Source organism: Providencia burhodogranariea DSM 19968 (genome assembly GCF_000314855.2).
Lineage (GTDB): Bacteria > Pseudomonadota > Gammaproteobacteria > Enterobacterales > Enterobacteriaceae > Providencia > Providencia burhodogranariea.
On record NZ_KB233222.1, the window covers coordinates 1,407,110 to 1,429,890 of the forward strand.

Annotated in this window: 19 protein-coding genes; 9 read left to right on the top strand and 10 right to left on the bottom strand. The window is 38.6% G+C overall.

All coding sequences use genetic code 11. The features are described 5' to 3' along the window. Positions 1 to 12: 12 nt before the first annotated feature. Together OOA_RS05935 and OOA_RS05940 are read right to left on the bottom strand one after the other, a co-directional pair. Entirely contained in the window at positions 13 to 1,263 is a 1,251-nt protein-coding gene (locus tag OOA_RS05935; protein ID WP_236611170.1) for an adenosylhomocysteinase, read from the bottom strand. Between the two features lie 389 nt (positions 1,264 to 1,652). Next, a complete protein-coding gene (locus tag OOA_RS05940) occupies positions 1,653 to 2,837 on the bottom strand; it encodes an MFS transporter (protein ID WP_008911235.1) in 1,185 nt (394 codons plus the stop codon). A gap of 88 nt (positions 2,838 to 2,925) precedes the next feature. Between OOA_RS05940 and OOA_RS05945 the strand changes: the two genes are divergently transcribed. The 7 genes from OOA_RS05945 to OOA_RS05975 all read left to right on the top strand — a co-directional run bounded on the left by OOA_RS05945 (position 2,926) and on the right by OOA_RS05975 (position 13,736). Further along, positions 2,926 to 3,855 carry a LysR family transcriptional regulator gene (locus OOA_RS05945; RefSeq protein WP_336431263.1) on the top strand — a complete coding sequence of 310 codons (930 nt, stop codon included), beginning with the start codon at positions 2,926 to 2,928 and terminating at the stop codon, positions 3,853 to 3,855. Positions 3,856 to 4,511: 656 nt separating this feature from the next. After that, entirely contained in the window at positions 4,512 to 5,330 is an 819-nt protein-coding gene (locus tag OOA_RS05950) for a class I SAM-dependent DNA methyltransferase (RefSeq protein ID WP_008911237.1), read from the top strand. A gap of 14 nt (positions 5,331 to 5,344) precedes the next feature. After that, positions 5,345 to 5,854, top strand: a complete 510-nt coding sequence (locus OOA_RS05955) for a pyridoxamine 5'-phosphate oxidase family protein (protein WP_008911238.1) — start codon at positions 5,345 to 5,347, stop codon at positions 5,852 to 5,854. 92 nt (positions 5,855 to 5,946) lie between these two features. Further along, on the top strand, positions 5,947 to 7,518 hold the full coding sequence (locus tag OOA_RS05960) for an amino acid adenylation domain-containing protein (protein ID WP_008911239.1): 1,572 nt from the start codon (positions 5,947 to 5,949) through the stop codon (positions 7,516 to 7,518). A 26-nt stretch (positions 7,519 to 7,544) separates the two neighbouring features. Then, positions 7,545 to 10,565: a non-ribosomal peptide synthetase gene (locus tag OOA_RS05965; RefSeq protein ID WP_008911240.1), complete on the top strand. Its 3,021-nt coding sequence runs from the start codon at positions 7,545 to 7,547 to the stop codon at positions 10,563 to 10,565. A 735-nt stretch (positions 10,566 to 11,300) separates the two neighbouring features. After that, complete coding sequence (locus OOA_RS05970; RefSeq protein WP_008911241.1) at positions 11,301 to 12,728, top strand: Na+/H+ antiporter NhaC family protein; 1,428 nt, start codon at positions 11,301 to 11,303, stop codon at positions 12,726 to 12,728. An 18-nt stretch (positions 12,729 to 12,746) separates the two neighbouring features. Further along, entirely contained in the window at positions 12,747 to 13,736 is a 990-nt protein-coding gene (locus OOA_RS05975) for a D-cysteine desulfhydrase (protein ID WP_008911242.1), read from the top strand. A gap of 115 nt (positions 13,737 to 13,851) precedes the next feature. Here OOA_RS05975 and OOA_RS05980 read toward each other — a convergent pair whose 3' ends face one another. From OOA_RS05980 to frmR, 5 genes are all read right to left on the bottom strand, one after another. Continuing rightward, entirely contained in the window at positions 13,852 to 15,024 is a 1,173-nt protein-coding gene (locus OOA_RS05980; protein ID WP_008911243.1) for a cytotoxic necrotizing factor Rho-activating domain-containing protein, read from the bottom strand. A gap of 626 nt (positions 15,025 to 15,650) precedes the next feature. Next, positions 15,651 to 15,986: a N(4)-acetylcytidine aminohydrolase gene (yqfB, locus tag OOA_RS05985; RefSeq protein ID WP_008911244.1), complete on the bottom strand. Its 336-nt coding sequence runs from the start codon at positions 15,984 to 15,986 to the stop codon at positions 15,651 to 15,653. 64 nt (positions 15,987 to 16,050) lie between these two features. After that, positions 16,051 to 16,881: an S-formylglutathione hydrolase gene (gene fghA, locus OOA_RS05990; protein WP_008911245.1), complete on the bottom strand. Its 831-nt coding sequence runs from the start codon at positions 16,879 to 16,881 to the stop codon at positions 16,051 to 16,053. 90 nt (positions 16,882 to 16,971) lie between these two features. Next, positions 16,972 to 18,084, bottom strand: coding sequence for an S-(hydroxymethyl)glutathione dehydrogenase/class III alcohol dehydrogenase (locus OOA_RS05995; RefSeq protein WP_008911246.1), 1,113 nt, complete (start codon positions 18,082 to 18,084; stop codon positions 16,972 to 16,974). 18 nt (positions 18,085 to 18,102) lie between these two features. Further along, positions 18,103 to 18,375 (bottom strand): formaldehyde-responsive transcriptional repressor FrmR, encoded by a 273-nt coding sequence (gene frmR, locus OOA_RS06000; protein ID WP_008911247.1) that lies wholly within the window; start codon positions 18,373 to 18,375, stop codon positions 18,103 to 18,105. 263 nt (positions 18,376 to 18,638) lie between these two features. Here frmR and OOA_RS06005 point away from each other — a divergent pair, with 263 nt between their 5' ends. Next, a complete protein-coding gene (locus OOA_RS06005; protein ID WP_008911248.1) occupies positions 18,639 to 19,421 on the top strand; it encodes a GNAT family N-acetyltransferase in 783 nt (260 codons plus the stop codon). Positions 19,422 to 19,464: 43 nt separating this feature from the next. On the opposite strand, the gene OOA_RS06010 is transcribed toward OOA_RS06005, so the two are convergent. The 3 genes from OOA_RS06010 to OOA_RS06020 all read right to left on the bottom strand — a co-directional run bounded on the left by OOA_RS06010 (position 19,465) and on the right by OOA_RS06020 (position 21,867). Continuing rightward, positions 19,465 to 20,064, bottom strand: a complete 600-nt coding sequence (locus OOA_RS06010; RefSeq protein ID WP_008911249.1) for a LysE family translocator — start codon at positions 20,062 to 20,064, stop codon at positions 19,465 to 19,467. Between the two features lie 40 nt (positions 20,065 to 20,104). Next, positions 20,105 to 20,638, bottom strand: a complete 534-nt coding sequence (locus tag OOA_RS06015; protein ID WP_008911250.1) for a dihydrofolate reductase family protein — start codon at positions 20,636 to 20,638, stop codon at positions 20,105 to 20,107. 458 nt (positions 20,639 to 21,096) lie between these two features. Then, on the bottom strand, positions 21,097 to 21,867 hold the full coding sequence (locus OOA_RS06020) for a DeoR/GlpR family DNA-binding transcription regulator (RefSeq protein WP_008911251.1): 771 nt from the start codon (positions 21,865 to 21,867) through the stop codon (positions 21,097 to 21,099). Between the two features lie 92 nt (positions 21,868 to 21,959). Here OOA_RS06020 and OOA_RS06025 point away from each other — a divergent pair, with 92 nt between their 5' ends. Then, positions 21,960 to 22,757 carry an inositol monophosphatase family protein gene (locus OOA_RS06025; protein WP_008911252.1) on the top strand — a complete coding sequence of 266 codons (798 nt, stop codon included), beginning with the start codon at positions 21,960 to 21,962 and terminating at the stop codon, positions 22,755 to 22,757. Positions 22,758 to 22,781 lie beyond the last annotated feature (24 nt).

Below are 22,781 nucleotides of genomic sequence, written 5' to 3' on the forward strand. Positions count from 1 at the left end.
TCCTCGCCTATTTTATTTCAGCTCAAAAGCATTCAAATATTGATACTGCCTATTGCTAAGGGTATCGAAGGATACCCCCATATCTTGCAATTTAAGGCGTGCAACTTCGCTATCAATTTCATCAGAAACTGCATACACTTTTTTATCAAGATCATGCTTAAGCAAATATTCTGCACCGAGCGCTTGAAGAGCAAAGCTCATATCCATAATTTCTGCGGGATGACCGTCTGCACAGGCAATATTAACTAAAGCTCCACGACCTAACAAATAAACAGTACGACCATTTTGTAGGCAGTAAGCGTCAATATTCTCGCGAGCTTCGAAAGTATCGACACTGATGGCTTGCAAAGCTTTAAGATTGATTTCATCTTCAAAGTGGCCAGTATTACTGATAATCGCTGCTTCTTTCATCAGATTGAAATGCACCTCGGTGAGCACATCACAACAACCTGTTGCAGTAACAAAAATATCACCAAGAGGCGCAGCAGCTTCCATGGTCATTACATCAAAACCATCCATCTTCGCTTCAAGTGCTTTAATAGGGTCAATTTCAGTAATGATCACTTCAGCCCCTAAACCTTTAGCGCGCATTGCACAACCTTTACCGCACCAACCATAGCCAGCAACAATCACTTTTTTACCCGCGATGACGAGATTAGTTGTACGCATGATGCCATCAAAAGTAGATTGACCCGTTCCATAACGGTTATCAAATAAGTGTTTTGACTGTGCGCCATTAATTGAGATCACTGGGAAATTCAGTTCATTGCTTTTTTCGCGAGCCATCGCTCTCAATACACCTGTCGTTGTTTCCTCGCAGGCACCAATGACATGGCTCGCGTATTCAGGATAAACACTATGCAAATCATGAACTAAATCACCACCATCATCGATAACGATATGGGGTTCGCAAGCTAGTGTTTCTTTAACAAATTGTTGGTACTCTTTGGCACTTGCGGCATGAATAGCGAAGGTATTGATGCCATTGCTGACTAAAGCAGCGACGACATCGTCTTTAGTTGACATCGGGTTACTACCCGTCACAGAGACTTTCGCTCCACCAGCAGCAAAAACTTGGGCGAGGTAAGCTGTTTTGGCTTCTAAATGAATCGATAACGCAATACGTTTGCCAGCAAACGGTTTTTCTTCAAAAAAACGCGCTTCTAACGCACGTAGCAATGGCATATGAGCACGAACCCATGCAATTTTTTGTTCGCCCGCGGGTGCTAAAGAAATGTCTTTATAAATACTTGTGACCATCATAAATTCCTTCCATTGTTTCTATCTGATAAGTTATCGAAGAAGATACAAAAAGGATGATCATCGTAATAGGCCATTTGCCCGTATTAGGTTGGAAAAGTGTTAACACGATTTGATAATGACAAACAATTTTTAAACATGATTGCTTATCACTCATCTCACCACTACAGGATGCATCAATGACAGTCAAACGATATGGCCAGAGGTGAATGGGTAAGACCCATGATAGAAAATGGCGCTATTTAATAGCGCCATTTTACGATACTTTTAAACTGAATGAGAACAGATAGCCTGACCGAATTAGATTAACCTTGTTATATGAATACCTTAAAATTAAATTGAGTACCGTATTAAGATAACAATTGCTTTCGTTCTAACTCAATAATGGTGACTTAATCGCAGGAGCAAACCGCAGTTTGAGCCATTTTTTGCTGCGAATTTTGACGTAACTTCACATACAGCACAATAATGCCCAATATTGCGACTAGTGCGCCCATATAGCTGACTATTGCATAACCATAGCCTTGTGATAATACGACTGCGCCTATAGCTGCTCCAATGGCATTACCTAGATTAAAGGCACCAATGTTAACTGAAGATGCTAAAGCCTGTGCTCCTGTCGCTGCCTTCATCACTAAAATTTGCAAAGGTGGCACTATACCAAAACTAAATATACTCCAGAAAGCTAGTCCAATCGCTGCACCAACCATGGTTGTGCCAATTAGTGGGAAGATAGCCATACTCAGTGCTAGCATTGCAAAGAAAGTAAATAATGTTCCATATAATGACTTATCCGCAAATATACCACCAATATAATTACCAATCGTGAAACCAACTCCGATAATCACTAACATCACAGTGATCATTTGGTCAGACGCGTTAATAAATTGCATTAATGTCGGCGTTATATAGGTATACAGGGTGAACATGGCACTTGCACCTAGTACAGTACTCAACATACCTAACATAACTTGAGGTTTACGTAGAATTCGTAATTCCGACTTAACATTAACCATTTGGCCTTTTAAATGGCTTGGTAGAGCTAAAACAAGGCTGATAATAGTCACTAAACCAAGTGCTGAGATTAGGTAAAATGCCTCCCTCCAGCCAATCACTTGCGTTAGTTTAGTCATCAGCGGAACACCCCCAATATTGGCGATGGTTAACCCCATAAACATAGCAGCAATCGCACTAGCTTGCTTACCCGGCGGCACTATACTCGCCGCGACGATAGCGCCTATTCCAAAAAATGCCCCATGATTCAAGCTGGTAACAAAGCGAGAAAGTGACAGTGTCACCAAATCGGGAGACATTGCTGATAATAAATTCCCCACTGTAAATATCGACATTAAGAAAATCAGGGCAAACTTCGGTCGATACTTCACAAGAATTAATGTCATGATTGGTGCTCCGATCATGACACCCAGTGCATAAATGATCACTATCGCCCCCACTGATGGGATAGAGACATCTAAATTATCAGCAATATAAGGTAGCATTCCCATTGGGGAAAACTCTGTTGCACCAATTGCAAATGCACCTATCGACAATGCTAAAAGTGCCGTGTTGACTCTCATATATTAACCTTATTAAAACTATGTTTTGTGGAACTATTTAAAGTAGCGCTATTTTTTCATATTGAACCCTAATGAAAAAGCCGTTAATGTGAAAAAAACTTTTGTCAAAATTGCAAAAATGAAAATTACCTTTGAAGAATTACAAGTATTTATTAGCGTTGTAGATTGCGGGTCGATTACTGCCGCAGCAGAACAACTCAATATGACGATATCCACCGTCAGTCGAGCTCTGCTAAGGCTTGAAGAGAAAATGTACACGACGCTTATTTACCGTACAACGCGTAAAATTAAACTCAGTGATGAAGGCATCGCATTCTTGCAAAAATCGCGAGAAATAGTCCAACTCGCGCAAGATGCAGAAAATATGTTATCTGCTCGCCAATCTATTCCTTCTGGTAAATTGCGAATTGATGCATCAACCCCCTTTTTAACTCGTGTACTCGCGCCACTGATTCCACAATTTAATGAGCAATATCCTCAAGTAGAATTAGAGATCACTAATTTTGAAGGTTTTACTAATCTATTAGAAAAAAAGACTGATATTGCATTTCGGATTGGCCCTTTAAAAGACTCTTCGTTAAATGCAACTCTCATGGGGTATAGCCAGAAACGCATTGTTGCCAGCCCATCTTATTTACAAAAGTATGGCGTTCCAACCCGCCTTGATGATCTTAAAAATCACCGTCTATTGGGTTTCACCACCCCAGAATCGTTAAATATATGGCCACTAAAAACAGAAGATGGTGCATCATTTAAAGTGACACCTGATATTTCTGCTACTAGCGGCGAGGTTCTTTTTCACTTAGCGATTCACGGTGGTGGCATACTACTTTCTTCAGATTTTGTTTGCTTGGAGGCCATGGCCAATGGGCAACTGGTTCAGATATTAACCGAACAAACAGTCTATGGTAAGCAGCCAATTCACGCCGTTTATTATCGTACTCAAGCCGTTTCACCAAGATTACGTTGTTTTATCGATTTTGTTAAAAAACACAGTACTCAGATTGAATCAAGTTAGTTGTACGCTAGATTTTTTCACTTTGCTATTTTTAGCCTGGCTGGTCATAGTTTAAACAATTTACATAATAATACGGCAACATCGATTAAAACGTTCATTCCGCTCATATAAGTCATTAAATCAATTAGTTTATCACTTATTACAGATACCTTTTTAATAAAAAAAACCATTCTTATATGTAAATAATGACTACATATAATTAATGGATATAATTAATTCACTTTGCTAATTTATATGTTTTAATAAAATTAAATTACAACCGATTACAAACCCCATCCTTTTAACATTAATAATATATTTAATAACTACTAATAAAACTAAATATACTTAGTGAACGCCTAAAAAAACCATTATCTCCATGAATTTAATATCTAGCGCTAAATGTTAGTAAACCTTGTTTCCCAATGTATATATGACCCCACGACCCTATCTAGCCCGTCTCTGGTTTATTTCGTACTTATAAAAATTGTTATTCACGCCTTATTGTTGAAGACCTTAACAATAACTACTCTCCCCCAGTCAAGGACAAAGATAATTATTATTTAAGGTCACTATATTTACCTTATCTCTCATCAGGGAACGAAGATTACTCAATGTAAATAGTTCTGTTCATTAATTATAGAGCTATATTTTTCATCCATAACTAGTGAGGTAGTATGAGTATTGAACAACCCCCTTCATCACCATTAATTGGTCAGCAACAACAGATACACACTGATTTTGATAAACAAACTTTTGATGCCCATGCCGATCTTTATGAAAAAATGTTCGCGGCACCTTATCGCAAATATTTGGAAGTCCCGACGATTGATGCTTTGTTGGGCGATCTTACAGGATTGAGCGTACTAGATTTTGGCTGTGGGCCAGGCTTATTCGCCCGTTGGTTACATAGTAAAGGCCCTAATCGGATGGTAGGATTTGATATTTCTGAGGGCATGTTGAGCTATGCCAAACAGAGAGAACAACAACATCCACAAGGTATATTATATACATCTACACTTGATAGTAATTTTAAAGAACAATTTGACATCGTATTGGCTACTTATGTTATGCCTTATGCACCGGATAAAGATAGATTATTAGCGATGAGTCAAACCATGGCTGGGCTCTTAAAGCCTGGCGGCCGCCTTATTACTCTCCCCATGCATCCTAACTTCAATCCAGATCCCGAATATTATCGCCCATATGGTTTTCGTCTGATCGAAAAAGAGGCACGTACAGATGGTAGTTTGGTGAATATGCATATTTGCCAACCTCCCTATGACGTTAATATTGAAGCACATTATTGGTCTGAAAAAACGCTGACATCCGTACTGCATAAATCAGGCTTTGACGCTATTTTCTGGCGACAACTACAGCCTTCTCAATATGCGCAAGAACACGAGGTTTCACTTGATGATTATCTACATGCTCCACATGCCGCAATCATTGAAGCAATCAAAAGTGGCAAAGAGCACTTATCGTTTAACCAATAGAGTAAATGCTAATTATGTCACTAATAAAAAGAAGCCTCTCTTTACTACAAAATGCTCGTTTTTTCACACTTGCTAGCCGTTCTCATGCTGGTGAAGTTTGGGCATCTACAATTAATTATGTTCCCGCATTTTCACCTACCCGGATAATTTGGTGCTCAGGACGTATCGCTAAGCACTCTGAAAATATCCGCCAACATGCTCAAGTAAGTGGTTCAATATTTCGGACTGACTTACAAGGGATTTCACCGATTGGACTTGATGGAGCTCAATTTACTGGTCTTTGCCGTGAAATACCGAAGAGTGAAACTGACGAAACATACAATTATTTTTCTCTCAATAATTACCCTGATGAAACCTTGCGTGCAATGTGGATGCCACCACTAAACGAATTTATAGGAGAAGGTATGCGCCGTTTCTATGAGCTAAAAATATGCGAATGGTGGATTCTGGATATCGATAACTGGCTAGAAACCCGACAAGATCAGCGAATACTGGTAGACCTAAGCACATTAACTTGTTCGTAAACGTTCTTGAGATTCCAATATTAAAACTATCCCAATTAAACCGAACTGTCACTTTGTTGAAGCTGACAGTTAAGATTCAGGAGCTGCTATAAATGTATGATCTCGTTGTCTGTACAGAACATCAAGCCGTTAAAGATTCTGATAACTTAAAATTAATTGCGCTTTTTTTACAACAAGTTGAATGTTACCCAAATCACCCAGCAGTCATTACATCAGAACGAACTATCACTTATGCCGAACTTGCAGAACAGGCAAAGTCACTGGCCTCTTATTTACTACATTTAGGCGTTAGTAATGAAACGCCAGTAGCCATCTTGCTAAAATCGGGTATTGAACAAGTCATCTGCCAAGTCGCGATTTTGTTAGCGGGAGGGAGTTGTGTACCTCTTAATGTAACTTCACCTGATGAACGGTTGAACTTTATGTTACAAGAGGCAGAAGTCACCTATACCATTACTGAATTTGCATTGGCGAAGCGTAAGTTATCAACTCAATATATTCTACTCAGGTCTGTACCACATAACGATTCCTTTTCGACTGATTTTCCAGGGCAAAAACTGGGTGTGAATCATCGAGCCTATATTATGTTTACTTCGGGTACGACAGGTAAACCAAAGGCTGTTGAAGTGGAATGTCGTGGCATACTACGTTTAGTAGTAAATGCAGATTATCTCCCAATTTCGACCAACGACCGCCTTGGTAGTATTTCTGCCCCAGATTTTGATGCCATTCTGCTTGAATTTTGGGGGGCACTACTAAATGGTGCGGCAACTGTAATTATTGACAGAGAGGAGCTGCTCGACCCCGAAAAATTAAAATCTAGCTTTATCAATAATGCTGTTAGCTCAATATTGGTTACACCTTCATTATTCAATTTTATTATAGCTCTTTGTCCTGATGCTTTCCGTACCCTCAGTTACCTGATGATCGGTGGAGAAGCTTTTAACCTCAATGCACTTAGGTCTCTACCACCAAAAGAATGGCCTAAGAATATCTATAACGTTTATGGACCTACAGAAAATACGACTTACACCCTGTACTACCCGATTGGATTGGATGATCTAACTGCAGAAAATATGCCATTAGGCCGCCCTATCAATAATACTGACGTTTTCATTCTTGATAAAGAATTACAGTTGGTAGAGGTTGGTGTTTTGGGAGAAATCTATGTTGGTGGTGATGGTGTAGCACGTAGTTACCTCAATCGACCTGATTTAACGGCAGAGAAATTTATCATCACAGAGATTAGCGGTCAAAAAGAGCCATTACGTTTATACAAAACTGGAGACTTGGGATGGAAAAGAGAAGATGGTGTCTTTATGTATGGAGGTCGTATAGATAACCAAATCAAATTACAAGGCTATCGCATAGAAGCAGAGGAAGTCGAAATTCAATTATTGAATACCGGTTTGCTATTTGAAGCGACTGTCTGTGCAATAAAAAAAGAAGGTGATGAAGGCTATTTACTTGCTTTTGTGGTTCCTCAAGATCCAGTCAATTTCAGCAGTAAACAGCTGTTAAATAAACTCCAACAATTTTTGCCACCCTATATGTTGCCACGTATCCACCTCGTTGATGCCATTCCTTTGAATTCTAATGGTAAAGCCGATCAGCATAAATTACTCGAATTGTATCGGCAGCAATGTTCATTTGACGCAGTTTGAAATATCCACTCAATAGGAGCAAAAATATGAATCAACCACAACAAAATCACCCTGAATACCTTGATGTTAGCCTTATTGACCTTTTTTTACATCAAGCAAAACAATACCCAGAGCAGCCAGCAATCATCGCTCCAGACTATACTCTAAATTATAGCCAATTATCTGAGCAGGCGCAAAAGCTGGCTATGGTATTACATAATATAGGAATACAACCCGAGGAACCCGTTGCTATTTTAATGGGAGCTGGTGCTGAACATATTGTTTGCCAATTAGCTGTTTTACTCGCCGGAGGAACCTGTGTTCCTCTTCATCCATCACAACCGGATGAACGACTTAATTTTATGCTACAAGAAGTACAAGCAAAATTGACCATTACAGATGCGAGTTCTGCTGAGCGAGCTCTATCAACTCATTTTATTCCTTTTAATCGGCATTCCTTAACCAACAGTGGATATGTTGAATTACCGATGAGAAATAATGGGTTGAATCAGCGTAGCCATATTCTTTTCACCTCAGGAACTACTGGGCAACCTAAAGGTGTAGAAATTGAAGCTCGTGGCATTGTGCGCATGTTCATTAATTCCAGTTTTATTCACATTACGTCGAACGAGCGGATTGCTTGCCACGCGAATCCAGCATTTGATGGTTCCTTCCTAGAGGTTTGGGGGGCACTACTCAATGGCGCTACATTAGTTATTCTCACCAAAGAGACTCTACTTGACCCGAAACGATTAGAAGATGCCTTACAACAGTACGCGATTAGCTACCTGTTTATGACGACATCTTTATTTAATTTTATCGCACCTCAATGCCCAAGCGCCTTCCGATCGCTAAATTATCTACTAATTGGTGGGGAGGCATTTAACTTGCAAGTATTGAAGTCGCTACCGCTAACAGCTTGGCCCAAAAACTTACTCAATTGCTATGGTCCAACGGAAGGAACAACGATTACACTTTGCCACCGCATTGTGGAAAACGACTTGTATAATGACGCATTACCAATTGGCCTGCCAATTGACAAAACTGACGTATATATTTTGGACGAACAGTTGCATCTTACACCGGCAGGTGTTCAAGGGGAGATCTATATTGGAGGTGAAGGGATAGCCCGAGGATATATTAATCGCCCTGAACTTACGCAGGAAAAATTCCTGATGGTAAATATTACTGGAAAAAATCACCCACAACGCCTGTATCGAAGTGGCGATATTGGTCGGCAAAGATCTGATGGTACTATCATGTATATCGGGCGTGCCGATTCCCAAATCAAACTACATGGATACCGTATTGAGGTTGAAGATATTGAGGCTCAATTACTCAAAAGTAACCAGTTACAAGCGGCCGTCGTTTGCCCCATTAAAAATGGGACATCTGATGCTTATCTAACTGCCTTTATCGTTCCTAAGCACCCTAATAGCTTCGACATCAACACTCTACTTAATAACCTTAAACAACAGCTTCCGCCCTATATGCTCCCTCGTTTACAGGTTATAGATGCTATTCCTATCAATGAAAACGGAAAAGCCAATCGCCCTTTGTTGCAGGCTCAACTAGAGAAACTAAAAACTGGGGCTGAATGCACTTCAGAATTACCTCAAAATGCCGCGAAATTGTTAGAGATTTGGCAACAGGTGCTAGATGTCGCTAATCCTTCGTTAGATGATGAATTTTTTCTGCTTGGTGGTACATCATTACAAGCAGCACGATTAGTGTTGGAAATTAAACGTCAATTTGGATTACGTTTATCTATCCAAAATTTGTACGATGCCCAAACACCTCGTATTTTGCTGACTTTACTCGAACAACCACAAAAAGCTGTAACTGAAGATATTTGCTCTATCTTACTTAACGATAGTCAACTTCCTGACGATATTCAGCCGCACCCTCAAAAACCTCAGCCATGGTTAACCGCCTCTGCAGGACGTGTTTTGTTGACTGGTGCAACAGGATTTATGGGCGCTTTCTGCCTGCGCGATTTATTACAGTTAGATGATGTACGCCAGGTTTTCTGTCTGGTACGAGCCAAAGATAATGACGCTGCCCTACAACGCATCAAAGATAATATGGCTGGATATGGGCTTTGGCAACCTGAGTTTGGCTCACGTATTGTAGCGCTAGCGGGTGATATAGCACAGCCACAGCTAGGGTTGGATTGTGAGAGTTACAGGCGTCTGACAACAGATTGTGATGTTATTTTTCATACTGCAGGACATATTAGTTTCATTGAACCTTATCAAACACACCGTGCAGCTAATGTACAGGGGGCTATCAATTTATTACGTTTTGCTGTTGAAAATAAAAGCAAACCACTGCATTACGTATCAACCATCGCAGCCATAGGGCCCGCAGGTCTATTATTTAAAACTGAGCGTTTTTATGAAGAAGACGATTTGATGCCTTATTGGGAGGGAATGAAATATACATTGGGTTATATACAGAGTAAATGGGTCGTTGAACGCCTAATGTGGCACGCACGGAAGTTAGGGATTCCGTTGTCCGTTTACCGACCAGGCTTTATGATGACCGATAGTATTAGCGGCGTAGGTAATCCAGACGATTTTATGTGGCGGTTGATCAAAGGGTGTATTAAAACTGGCGCATCACCATTATTACCCGGTGATCGTAAAGAGTTGATCCCTGTGGATTATGCTTGTACAGCTTTAATTCGCCTCGCGAGTGATAATAGTCGGCTGGGGCATGTGTATCATCTAATTCCCCCGAATGATGACTTATCAATCAGTTTGAATGCCTTCTTTGAACTATTTGAGCATTGTGGTTATCCTTTAACGCCAATGCCTTATAAACAGTGGTTACAACAGTTATATGACGACCCTAATTTAGATGATAATCCTTTGATGCCGCTGTTACCGATGCTTTCAGAGGTTATATATGAAGACCTCACTTTCTGGGAGGTTTTCAGAAATATACCTCGGTATGACACTAATAAAACTCAAGCCGCATTAATTGAAGTGGGAGGACCAGAGTATACGCCAATGGATATCACATCACTTGCCCGTTATTTAAATTATATGATAAATAATAAGTAGTTATAACATTAACTGTTGTGCAGCCTTACTAAAGGCTGCACAACATATTAAACTCAAATAGCTGACCAGAATTTATTTTTCCCAACATAAACAATCCTATTTATAAATATGTCATGCATGACATAACTCAAAAATTATAGGTTCAAAAACCTTAGCTCTTAATTTAAAATGAATTGATACGGAGGACTTTTTATTTTTTGGACAAAATTGTCAATGTCACTATTTAGAGATAATATTATATAGCAGCCTACCCTGCTCAAATCTACTGACGCTTCAACAAGCTTATTATAAGAATGTGAAACTGCTTTTTCCATCAATTCACTAGATTCACTCTGATGAATTTAAATTCTCGAGCTCAATTGGAGTAGTGTATTTCATCCGTATTGCTTTCTGATCGAGGGTTGTCATTGGCATTAATAAATTCCTTGGTTGATATATTAAAAATATAACAGTTATTATTTCGGCATTATAAAAATACATTTAATCATTCTTCGAGTAGCCATAGTTTATTCAACACAATAAATAAATGATTAGCCTGACGATTCAACGCATTCTTATGGATTTATTTCATCCTAGACAGGCAATTTTTCATGCACTATCGTTTTTTATAAAAATTTTTGTTACAAGATACTGCCAAACGGAGAAATTTATTCAATATGCCTTAGTATCAATGCTATGATTTTCAGATAATTATAATTCCTATGTTAATTCAAAGCGGACAAAACAGGTAAAGACATGCAGGATTATGGCATCTGGACAATCATTACGCCCATCGTAACAATTCTTTTGGCAATCCTTACGCGCCAAGTCATACTTTCGTTAATGCTTGGTATTTTAGTGGGCTTTAGCGTTATTCATGACCACAGTGTTTTGTTGGGTGTAAAAGGTACCGTTGATGGAATTATCGATACCTTCGCCTCCCCCGGAAATACTCGAACTATTGTCTTTATAGTGATGATAGGTGGGATTATGCGGTTAGTTGTCGTGACCGGAGGCGTGAGAGCATTAGTTCAACTACTCACTTATCGAACTAATCTCGTTAAAAACCGTGTTACAACACAGCTGTTAGCTATCATTATTACTTCATTGATTTTTATTGAAAGTTCGATTAATCAGCTTGTTGCTGGTGCTTCGACCAAAAACCTTGCTCGTAAATACGCCGTTGCACCTGAAAAAATGGCTTATATTATTCAAACAGCTTGTATATCCGTCTGCTCATCCGCAGTTATTAATGGTTGGGGGGCCGTAATCATGGGTTTGATTGGTGTCCAAATATCTCAAGGACTAATCACTGGTGAACCTTTTGATATTCTCATTACCTCGATTGGGTACAACCTAATGGCATGGTTATCTTTAGCAACCATTCTATTTTATGTGTTTACCAATGTGGCGTGGGGGCCGATGAAAAAAGCAGAAATACAATATCAAGCAGCTCATGACGCTGGTAATATTTCCCAACATGGCAATATTAATGATGAAGCTGATATTATTGAACATCCAAACGCACATTCCGTTTTAAACTTTTTTATCCCTATTCTTTCTACAGTTCTAATGGTACCTGTTGCGCTTTATATCACGGGCGATGGTGATTTTAGTAAAGGTAGTGGCTCAGCATCAGTTTACTGGGGCGTTATGTTCGGCACAGTGGTTTCTTTCTGCTGGTTTATTGGCCGTCGTTTATTAAACATTGATGATTTCTTTAAAGAACTGTTCATCGGTTATGCAAATATGCTGAAAATCAGTTCTATCATGATCCTTGCTTTTTTGATGGGAAATGTCTCCGCAGAGTTAAATACGGGTGCGTATATCGCTGAAATCACACACGGTGTAATGGCTCCTGGGTTTTCAGTTGGTTTTATTTTCATTATAAGTGCCATTATGTCTCTTGCTACAGGCACATCATGGGGAACATTTGCGATTATGATCCCTATTGGTGTTCAACTCGGGCTCTCTGTTGGCATGCCTATTGAATATATGATTGGTGCAGCTATTTCTGGTGCAATTTTTGGTGATATGACCTCACCTATTTCTGCCGATGCCATCGTTGCCTCAATGGCAACTGACTGCGAGCATATTGAACATATTAGAACACAAATGCCTTACGCATTAGTCACCGCAAGCATTGTACTTGCCATTTATCTATACTTAGGTTTTTCCTATTAATATCTGAGGAAGTTTGAGATGTCACTACAACGAAAATTAGCACTTTTTGCAAAAATTAATCTAAACAAAGCCTCTACGCCATTAGAACACCTAGAAAACTTATCTCGCGTATTTGACCGCGAAATTTTTATCAAACGTGACGATATATCTTCACTAGCAATGGGTGGAAATAAACTTCGTAAACTAGAATTTCTGATTGCTGACGCTCTCGCTAAAAAAGCAAAAGTCATTGTTACCGCCGGGGCGATCCAATCAAATCATGTCCGTCAAACGGCTGCGGTTGCCGCTATATATGGTTTAAAATGTATTGCTTTGCTTGAAAATCCAATTCAAAGTGATGAGAGTAACTTTCTACATAACGGCAATAAATTACTCACCGAGTTATTTGGAGCAGAATGTGTTATGTGTGCCGAGCTCACAGATCCACAAGCACAAATGGAAGAACTAATTAAAACACTAGGATTGGAAGATACCTACATTGTGCCTGTTGGTGGTTCTAATGGACTCGGCGCACTTGGTTATGTTCAATGCGCTATCGAGATTGCACAACAAAAGCCACTTGAAATTGAATTTGATAAAGTTGTCGTTGCATCTGGTAGTGCAGGAACCCATGCAGGACTGGCTATTGGGCTACAAGAGTTGTTACCTCAATCACAAGTGATTGGTGTAACAGTATCTCGATTTAAGCAAGATCAAGCGCCTAAGGTTGAGAAAATACAGCGTGAGCTCGCTGAGCTATTAGCTATTGTAAAAACCCCCCAAATAGAACTGTGGGATAGCTATTTTGAACCTATGTATGGCATGCCAAACCAAAGAGCTTTGAATGCGATTACTCTTCTTGCTCGCAGTGAAGGTATTTTGCTAGACCCAGTTTATACAGGGAAAGCGATGGCTGGCCTTCTTGATTATCTAGCAAATTCCGAAGAAAACACACCGGTATTGTTTGTTCATACTGGAGGCTCACCGGCGCTATTTGCCTACCCTGAAGTAAGTAAATCGATAGACTAGTGCATATAGCTAAGCTGGGGTGATTTATCATCCCAGATGATTTGTATATCAATAATATTCTTTATAACTATTTTTATAACTATTTTTATAACTATTTTTATAACTATTTTTATAACTAAAGTTTAGAAATATATTGTGAATTTGATAATTCACTATTTATAGAACTTGTTTCTAGTGTTTTTTTATCAATAACCATATCATCTAATAACGTTTCAATTTTTATTGTATCCCCATCTTTCGAGATAACAGCAACTGCATTTGCAACTCTCGCGTTATTGTCATTAACCATTTCTGATGGTTTATTATAATCAAGCATAATAACATTGCTTTGACTCGCCACTTTTTCACCATGTCCACAAAATGTCACAGCTGAAAAATCAAAATTATCATGCAAATAATTAATTAGACTTTGATTGTTCACATCATCTCGATCAGAAAGTGGCAACCGAGCCATTTTTTCATAACCATTTATCATTGACTTGACACCCTCTTTATCTGTCTTCCAGTCAGAATCATCATTACCCGGTTTTCCCGTGTGAAATGCATACATCTGATCGCCTTTAATAGCATATGCCATAGTACATCCTGAAAGCTGGCCAGAATGGAGCAATAGAGGTTGGTCAGCTTTTATATCATTTAAATTGAAACTTATTCCTATCGTTCCACAATTGCCGTTATCAATTGTCACTACTTTTAAATTATCATCATAATTTTGTTTGTTAAAATAGTTACCTAGCGGCTTGCCAAGAATAATTTCAGCAGCCTTTATATTAGTTCCAGTAGAAAATGCCACCCCGGCCTGCGGTTTTAAGTTAGCAGGTGAATAACGATTATTTTCCTTATCTAACCGCGTATATTCACATTTAATTGGCAGAACATTCTCAAGTTTCTGAGCAGACATAATACCCTTTCCAAGAAGAGAACTAACATTTCCTTTCATTAGGCTATTTTTTTCATTATTCAATATATTCCGTTCTTCTGTAGTAACTTCATTTTTTACACCATTGAATCGTTCTGTTTTAATAAAATTATTTTTTGCAATATGACTTGAATCAGGCATAACATATGAGGTTTTAATCTGTTCTCGCAGTGAGCTACTCCTTTGTCCTGCTGGCTTTCCTTGCATTGCACTCTGTTTTAACTTTGGCTTTACTTTATCTACCTGCTCATTAGATATATTAAAAATTCTTTTTATCTTATTAGTCAGTGATAAGTACTCACTTTTTACTTCCTTTAAACCAAAAACCCCACTATTGGAAATTCCATTATTAATTAACTTATTAATCATGAATAAACTCTAAAATAATATAATCTTGATGAATGATATCTTTATACTGCAAGCCATTCAAATATGTCAATGTCATTTTCATTCCATTACATGAAATAATGTTAATTTAAAAGTAAAATTAAGATTAATTATGATAAATACTGAATGACTATTTTTCATTTTTTTTAATTGTTAGTAATAAAAAATATTTATGGAAAAAAATAGATTGATGCACTATGCATTGTTTTATATGTTAATTTATTAATCATTTAAATCAAAACAAACCATTAACTATGCTCACCAGTAAGGCATTGATTTATATTGGTTTATTGTGTATGACTACCAAGCCGTCCTTTAACGCCCCTAACATTTAAGATAAAGCTCATTCATCATTAGCCCTACCACTCACTAAAATTTTATCCCAATAAATGAATTACTCTCTGTTTATTAAAGGAGTAATTGTAAATATATGGCCTATCCAAAAAATAAATATATTCTAATTTTGCTGCTACTGTGGATAAAATCTAGGGCACGATAAATTCTAAATATATAATGAACGGAGCCGATTATAATATTCGGCATCGTCGTTACCCTTAGATAAAGCCCAAAAACACTTAAAACTAAGCTATTAATCAACCTAACGAAATTCAATTCGTTTTGATATCATTTACCAAACGATAATGGATCACAAACAGATTTTTCTCTGTCGGATAAATTTCACGGATCAACGTTTTTAACGTATCTAATGACATCGATTCCTGTGCTGCGTGATATTCTGAAATATCATTATAAGAAATAGCGTCTACCGAAATTATTTCTATGTCAGTGTAATATTTGCCTGTTTCTAATGCATACACTTTAATAATAGAGCCGGGCACATAATAACTTTCACTTTCATCTCGGATCGTAATCACTTTTTCACCCGATACAACAAGTGGTAACAGACGCTCAAAAAAAGTGATGGTCTCTGGTGCGTTATTCAATGTAAATTCCTTCATTTTCCAAGTCAATATGCTGGTGATGGATAATTTCATCACCAAATAATAATTAGCGTTTCAGATGTTGTGCATGAAATGCAATATGATCACCAATAAAACTCGCGATAAAATAGTAGCTGTGATCATAACCTTCACGTAAATTCAGCGTGTAATCATGCTGCTTTCGGCGACAAACTTCATCAAGTAGTTCCGGTTGCAATTGCTCTTGAAAAAAGGGGTCATCTGTCCCTACATCCACCAGCATTGGTGGTGTTGTCTCTAATTCATTCAACAGATTAACGGTATCGTAACGTGACCACAGCGATTTATCTTCACCCAAATATGACATAAAGGCTTTTTGTCCCCATGGCACTTGTGAAGGTGCAATAATCGGTGCAAAAGCAGACAAGCTGGTGTAACGCTCAGGATTTCGTAACCCGATCATCAATGCACCATGTCCGCCCATTGAATGACCACAAATGGCTCGTTTACCATTAGCAGGTAAATTAGCCTCAACAAGAGCAGGTAACTCAGAAACAATATAGTCATACATATTGTAGTGACGACTCCAAGGTGCCATCAATGCATTTATGTAGAAGCCAGCCCCTTGCCCTAAATCATAGGCGTCGTCATCAGCAACTTGCTCACCACGAGGACTCGTGTCTGGTGCAATTAAAATAACACCATGTTCAGCGGCAAATTGTTGTGCGCCTGATTTATTAATGAAGTTTTGTTCATTACACGTCAACCCAGACAACCAATAAATCACGGGATAAGTCTTGTTATCGGTTTCCGGTGGTAAGTAAGCCGCAAATTTCATACTGCAGCCTAACACTTTCGAATGATGCTGATAGACATCTTGCCAACCACCAAAACAGGCGTGACGTTCAATCCTTTCCATACAAGCTCCTCATCAATTTGAATAACGTAAATTCGCTATAACAAGCTTAATCGGAGCTGTTGACTCTCAAATAGCAACAGCCCCTAGAGATTAATCGTAATGAATTACGGTACGAATAGATTTACCTTCATGCATTAGGTCAAAAGCTTCATTGATGCTATCAAGTGGAAGCGTATGCGTAACAAAAGGCGATAATTCAATATCCCCTTTCATCGCATCTTCGACCATACCCGGCAGCTGGCTACGACCTTTAACACCACCAAATGCAGTACCACGCCATGAACGACCAGTAACCAGTTGGAAAGGACGAGTAGATATTTCTTGACCTGCGCCTGCAACTCCAATAATTACAGATTGACCCCAGCCACGATGCGCACTTTCTAGCGCAGCTCTCATCACATTAACGTTACCAATACATTCAAAAGTATGGTCAACACCCCATTCAGTCATTTCAATGAGCACTTGCTGTATCGGCTTATCAAAATCTTTCGGATTTAAGCAGTCTGTCGCACCAAATTGGCGAGCTAATTCAAATTTGCTCGGATTAGTGTCAATGGCAAAAATACGCCCTGCTTTGGCTTGTCTCGCACCTTGAATTACGGCAAGACCAATACCACCAAGTCCAAATACAGCGACCGAGTCACCCTCTTGAACTTTGGCTGTATTATGTACCGCACCAATCCCTGTCGTCACACCGCAACCTAATAAACAGACTTCTTGGTGATTCGCTTCTGGATTGATTTTTGCTAAAGAGACTTCAGCAACAACCGTATATTCACTGAAAGTAGAGCAGCCCATATAATGATAAAGAGGCTGCCCATTATAAGAAAAACGTGTTGTACCATCAGGCATAACACCTTTCCCTTGAGTTCCTCTAACAGAAACGCATAGATTGGTTTTATTGGATTTACAAAATACACATTCGCCGCATTCAGCAGTATACAAAGGGATAACGTGATCACCCGGCTTCACGCTAGTGACGCCTTCCCCCACCTCGACTACAACACCAGCACCTTCATGACCTAATACGACTGGAAATAGTCCTTCAGGGTCATCTCCTGATAATGTAAATGCATCAGTATGACAAACACCTGTATGGCTAATTTTAACTAATACTTCGCCCGCTTTAGGTGGCATCACATCAATTTCAACAATTTTCAGTGGTTCTCCCGGTCCGAATGCAACCGCTGCACGTGATTTCATAATCATTCCTTCTCAATATTAACGCAGGTATGTTCGAATAAGTGAAATTGCATCATCAACAGACTCTTTTTGACTCAATGTTGTTGCAGATTCTTGTAGTCCTTCTCGCAGGTGACTCTCTAAAACACCTGCCATCAGACCATTAACTGCCCCTCTTATCGCGGCAATTTGTTGCAATACCGCGCTGCACTCCACTTCATCTTCCAAAGCAGTCTCCAGTGCAAGTAACTGCCCTTTCAATTTTCTAACTCGTGTTAGAACAGCTTTTTTTTCTTTTGGTGAATGTGGCATAGTTAACAGTCCGTTATATACATAGGGGGAGTATAGTATTTTTTAGAATATCTGTACACAATACGATATAAACCCAAAGATAATTCAAGAGAGATCGGTTAATACCACGTAGATAATAATATGATTAACGTTTGATATATCAATAACCACCAATAACACACTGATTGTTAAGTACTTTTTTTCAACCTCTCACTTGCTAGTCCGACTCACTTTATATACACTGAAATTTAAAATAAACAAATAATTAAACTAAAGTTAACTTGATGAAAACTAATGAAATAGGCTTCTATACACTAGAGCACCATTTTTGGTCAAATATTTGCAAAGACGCTATAGAAATTGATAGCGCAACATTTGCTTATTTTTCTGAACTCCCTATTCCTGCTTTCAGTTTTATTTACCTAAAAGCAGGCGCTTCTATTGCCCATTTTGAACAAGCAAACACCTTATTTTCACAACAAAACAAACCCTATATTCTGGTTATTCATGAAGATGAGCTTGAGCAATTCACGCCTCTCATTTCAACGAAACAATACGAGAGTGACGGTGAAACAACAGCGATGGTTTTGATCCAAGCAGAGATGACCCACCACACTGATTATATTTTGCCGGAAGGTTATAAAATAACCTTATGTAATGACCAATTAGAAGATTGGGCGGCGCCATTAATCACTGCATTTGGTGAAGAGACTAACGATGATAATTCTGATGATAAAGCCGTCGTTGATGAATATATGCGTTATCACCAAAGAGCGCTAGATAGAAATACTCAGCTTCAGCACTATGTATTATTTAATGGCAACAAACCAGTGAGTACATTAACGCTCACAGTAAATGGTAATATGGCACGCCTTGATGACATTGGCACCGATACACAGTACCAACGTAAAGGTTTAGCAACATTACTGATTAAGCATGCTTTAAAAGAATGTATGAATAACGGTATTGAGTGTTGTTATTTGGAAGCGTCGAGCGACGGGCTCTCTATCTATAAAAAATTAGGATTTACTGCACTATTTAATTACCACAGTTTTATTGTTGAATAATATATTAAGCAGGTGTTGTTCAATCATGCCTGCTTGATACTTTTTATCGACAAAAATGAGAATAAAGTGTCATTAGTAGCAATAATACCCCACCACCAATGTTAATCACCGTCTTCAATTTCACCACATCAATCTTAGTCGATGTAATAACCAATAAGCCACATGAAAAAATTAGCCATAGCGACATCAGGACAATATGAATGGTGGATAAAAAGAGAAAATCGAGCAATGTCGGGTTAATTCCTGCGAAGTTAGACACCACAACTAAGTAGAGAATAATGGCTTTGGGGTTAAGTAAATTGGCAAGATAAGCATCTGTAATCGTTACCGATTTAACTTTGGCATTTAACGCCTGTTTAGATGTGGTTAATCCTGAATAAATCAGCATGATTGAAAGGTAAATTAGGTAAATAAAACCTAAAATACTGATCAGATTAAATATCCAAGGAGAAGAAACAATGATTTTCGTTAACCCGATCCCCACCAATAAGCCATGCGTTAAGATACCTAGCCCTGTACCTACGATAGGAACAACAAGTCCTCTAAAACCTTTATTCAAAGTGCTATTGAGTGCAATAGCAAAACTTGCCCCCGGAGAAATAACAATGGGTAACAATGTTAAAGTAAATCCCAATATATCCACTAATTCGACCTAATTCAGCCTGAAAAAAACTACGTGGTATTTACACACTCTTCTCATAATGCGATTTCACTAATGAATCTAGATAAATAGTTGTTTTTACGTGGCGGTAATTAATTTGCTTGTCATTCTGACAAAATAACGGGATCCCATCACCTAATAATACAGGAATACGCGTAACGATTAATTCATCAACTCTATTCTCAGCTAAAAATGCCTGTACAGTTTTGCCACCATCAACGTAAACACGTTCAAATTGGTAAGGCGTTAGCGCTGCTTCAATTTGCTCAGGATTGCCCTGTAATAACTTCACATTTTCAGGCAGTGCATCGGGTAACATTGTAAGCGATTGGCTCAATACAAATACGGGTTTATCAAATGGCCACTCACCACCAAAACCTAGCACCGTTTCAAAGGTATTTTTTCCCATAACAATGGCATCAATTTCAGACATAAAGTCAGCATAACCAAAATCAGAGCCTTCAGGGTTATCGATACTGATTAACCAATCAATATTGCCGTTTTTATCCGCAATATAACCATCTAAACTCGTTGCAATATATACGATAAATTTCATTTTTTCCCCTTCAATGAATGATGATAAATATAGCGTGATTTATCATCATAATAAACTAATATAAAGTCGATGTTATTTTTATTTTATATAATATAATCAATCACTAACTAAAACCTTAAGCTTTATATATAAACAAGCTTATTTGGTATTCAATATCAGCCACTCTACTAATTGAAATAAGAAAGAGATAAAGTATAAATGCTTATCAAAATCCAGTACGCTTATAATTAAATTTATTCTTTAACTCTCACTCAAATAGGTTAGTTTTATGGCGTGCACGGAATTTAGCACACTCGTTATCACATATTATTATCTACTTATTATCTACTTATTATCTACTGTATTATTTGCTTTTTATTGCCAGCACTGGGGTTCTAGAAACACAATATTTGGTTGCAAGAATAACCTGATTGGCACGATAGGTTCTCTGTCGCGCCTTACTTTATCTCTAATGACACTTAAGCAAACAAAACGCGCATTAGTTTTTCATCAAATAATTGATTGAGGTCCGCAGTCATCGGCTTATCGATGACTAACACAGATAATTGTTCACAATCCGCTATCACATATCTTGCAACACCTGGCAGTTTATCTGCGGTCACACCCATAATGATTTGGTTACTTTGCCTTATCAGTGCTTTTTTAAATTCCGCCTCTTCAAAATCAAAAATAGTAATGCCAATTTGAGGATCCAATGCGCAGCCGCCGATAAAGCATTGATCAAAGTGAATTTGACTAATTTGATATATCGCACTATTTCCAACACTTGCGCCTATTTGCGAGTTTAACTTTCCACCAATTAGAATCACCTCACAATGTGTTTTTTTCATCAACTCCAGCGCAATGGAAGGCGAATTTGTCACCGCGGAGATACTCAAATCGTCAGGAATACTACGAGCAATCTCTAAATTAGTTGATCCTGAATCAATAAAAATACAACCGCCTTTTTTGATTAAGCTTACACATTTATGTGCAATTTTGACTTTCTCAGCTTGATTTTGTCCGATTCGTTGCTCGAACGTGCCTGATTCCTCAAGCATACTCACCGCACCGCCATGAACTCGCTTACAGATACCTTCTTGCGCTAACTCATTTAAATCGCGTCGTATTGTATGCTCAGATACATTCATTTCACGCGCAAGTACAGTGCAAACTACCCGTCCATTGCTATTCAACAGTTCGCGTATTTTTTTTTGTCTTTGATCTGGAAAAGCGGCATAATCGAGCATGCAATCATCCTGTTAATAAACTAAAAGTATCATAATCGAGCATGGCAAGATGTCAAATTTATTGATGACTTTTCTACGGTAAGGATCTAAAAATGAACAAACACTCACTCCCAGATAGTTTTTTTTTACATGAACTCGCCAATATTGCAGGTAAAGCTTCACTAGAACATTATCGAACCAACGAGCTTACTGTGCTTGAGAACAAACCTAAAGCTGATTATCGCTTTGACCCCGTCACACAAGCAGATAAACTCGCGGAAAAATTGATGCGCGAACATATTGAGCATATTTATCCTAACCATTCCATTATGGGGGAAGAATATGGCATCACGGGAGAAGGACCAATCCAGTGGGTATTAGACCCGATTGATGGTACCCGTCCATTTCTATGTGGATTACCACTTTGGGCTAACCTAATCGGACTTACCGTTGATGGTACAGCGACAATGGGAATGATGAGCCAACCCTATATTGGCGAAAGATTTTGGGCTGATGAAACAGGGAGTTGGACAAGTAATCGACAGGGGCAGTATCGCTTACAAACACGTAAAAATGTCGCACTTGAGCAAGCTATATTGCATACTACGTCCCCTGAGCCGATAGAAAACCATCCGAATATTCACTTTACTGAGCTCACAAGAAAAGTATTAATGACACGTTATGGCGGTGAGTGTTATGCCATGGCAATGTTAGCAGCAGGACGAATCGATGTTTGTTTTGAATTTGCACTCGAACCCTATGATATTGTTCCTTTAATTCCGATTATTGAACAAGCGGGTGGCCGAGTCACGACGCTCGATGGAAATCGCGTAGAAAAAGGGGGGGCTATTCTTGCAACAGGCTGCCCTATTCTACATGAGCAAATTTTACATATCCTTAATCACGGATAATTTAATAACCCGATAACTATATTG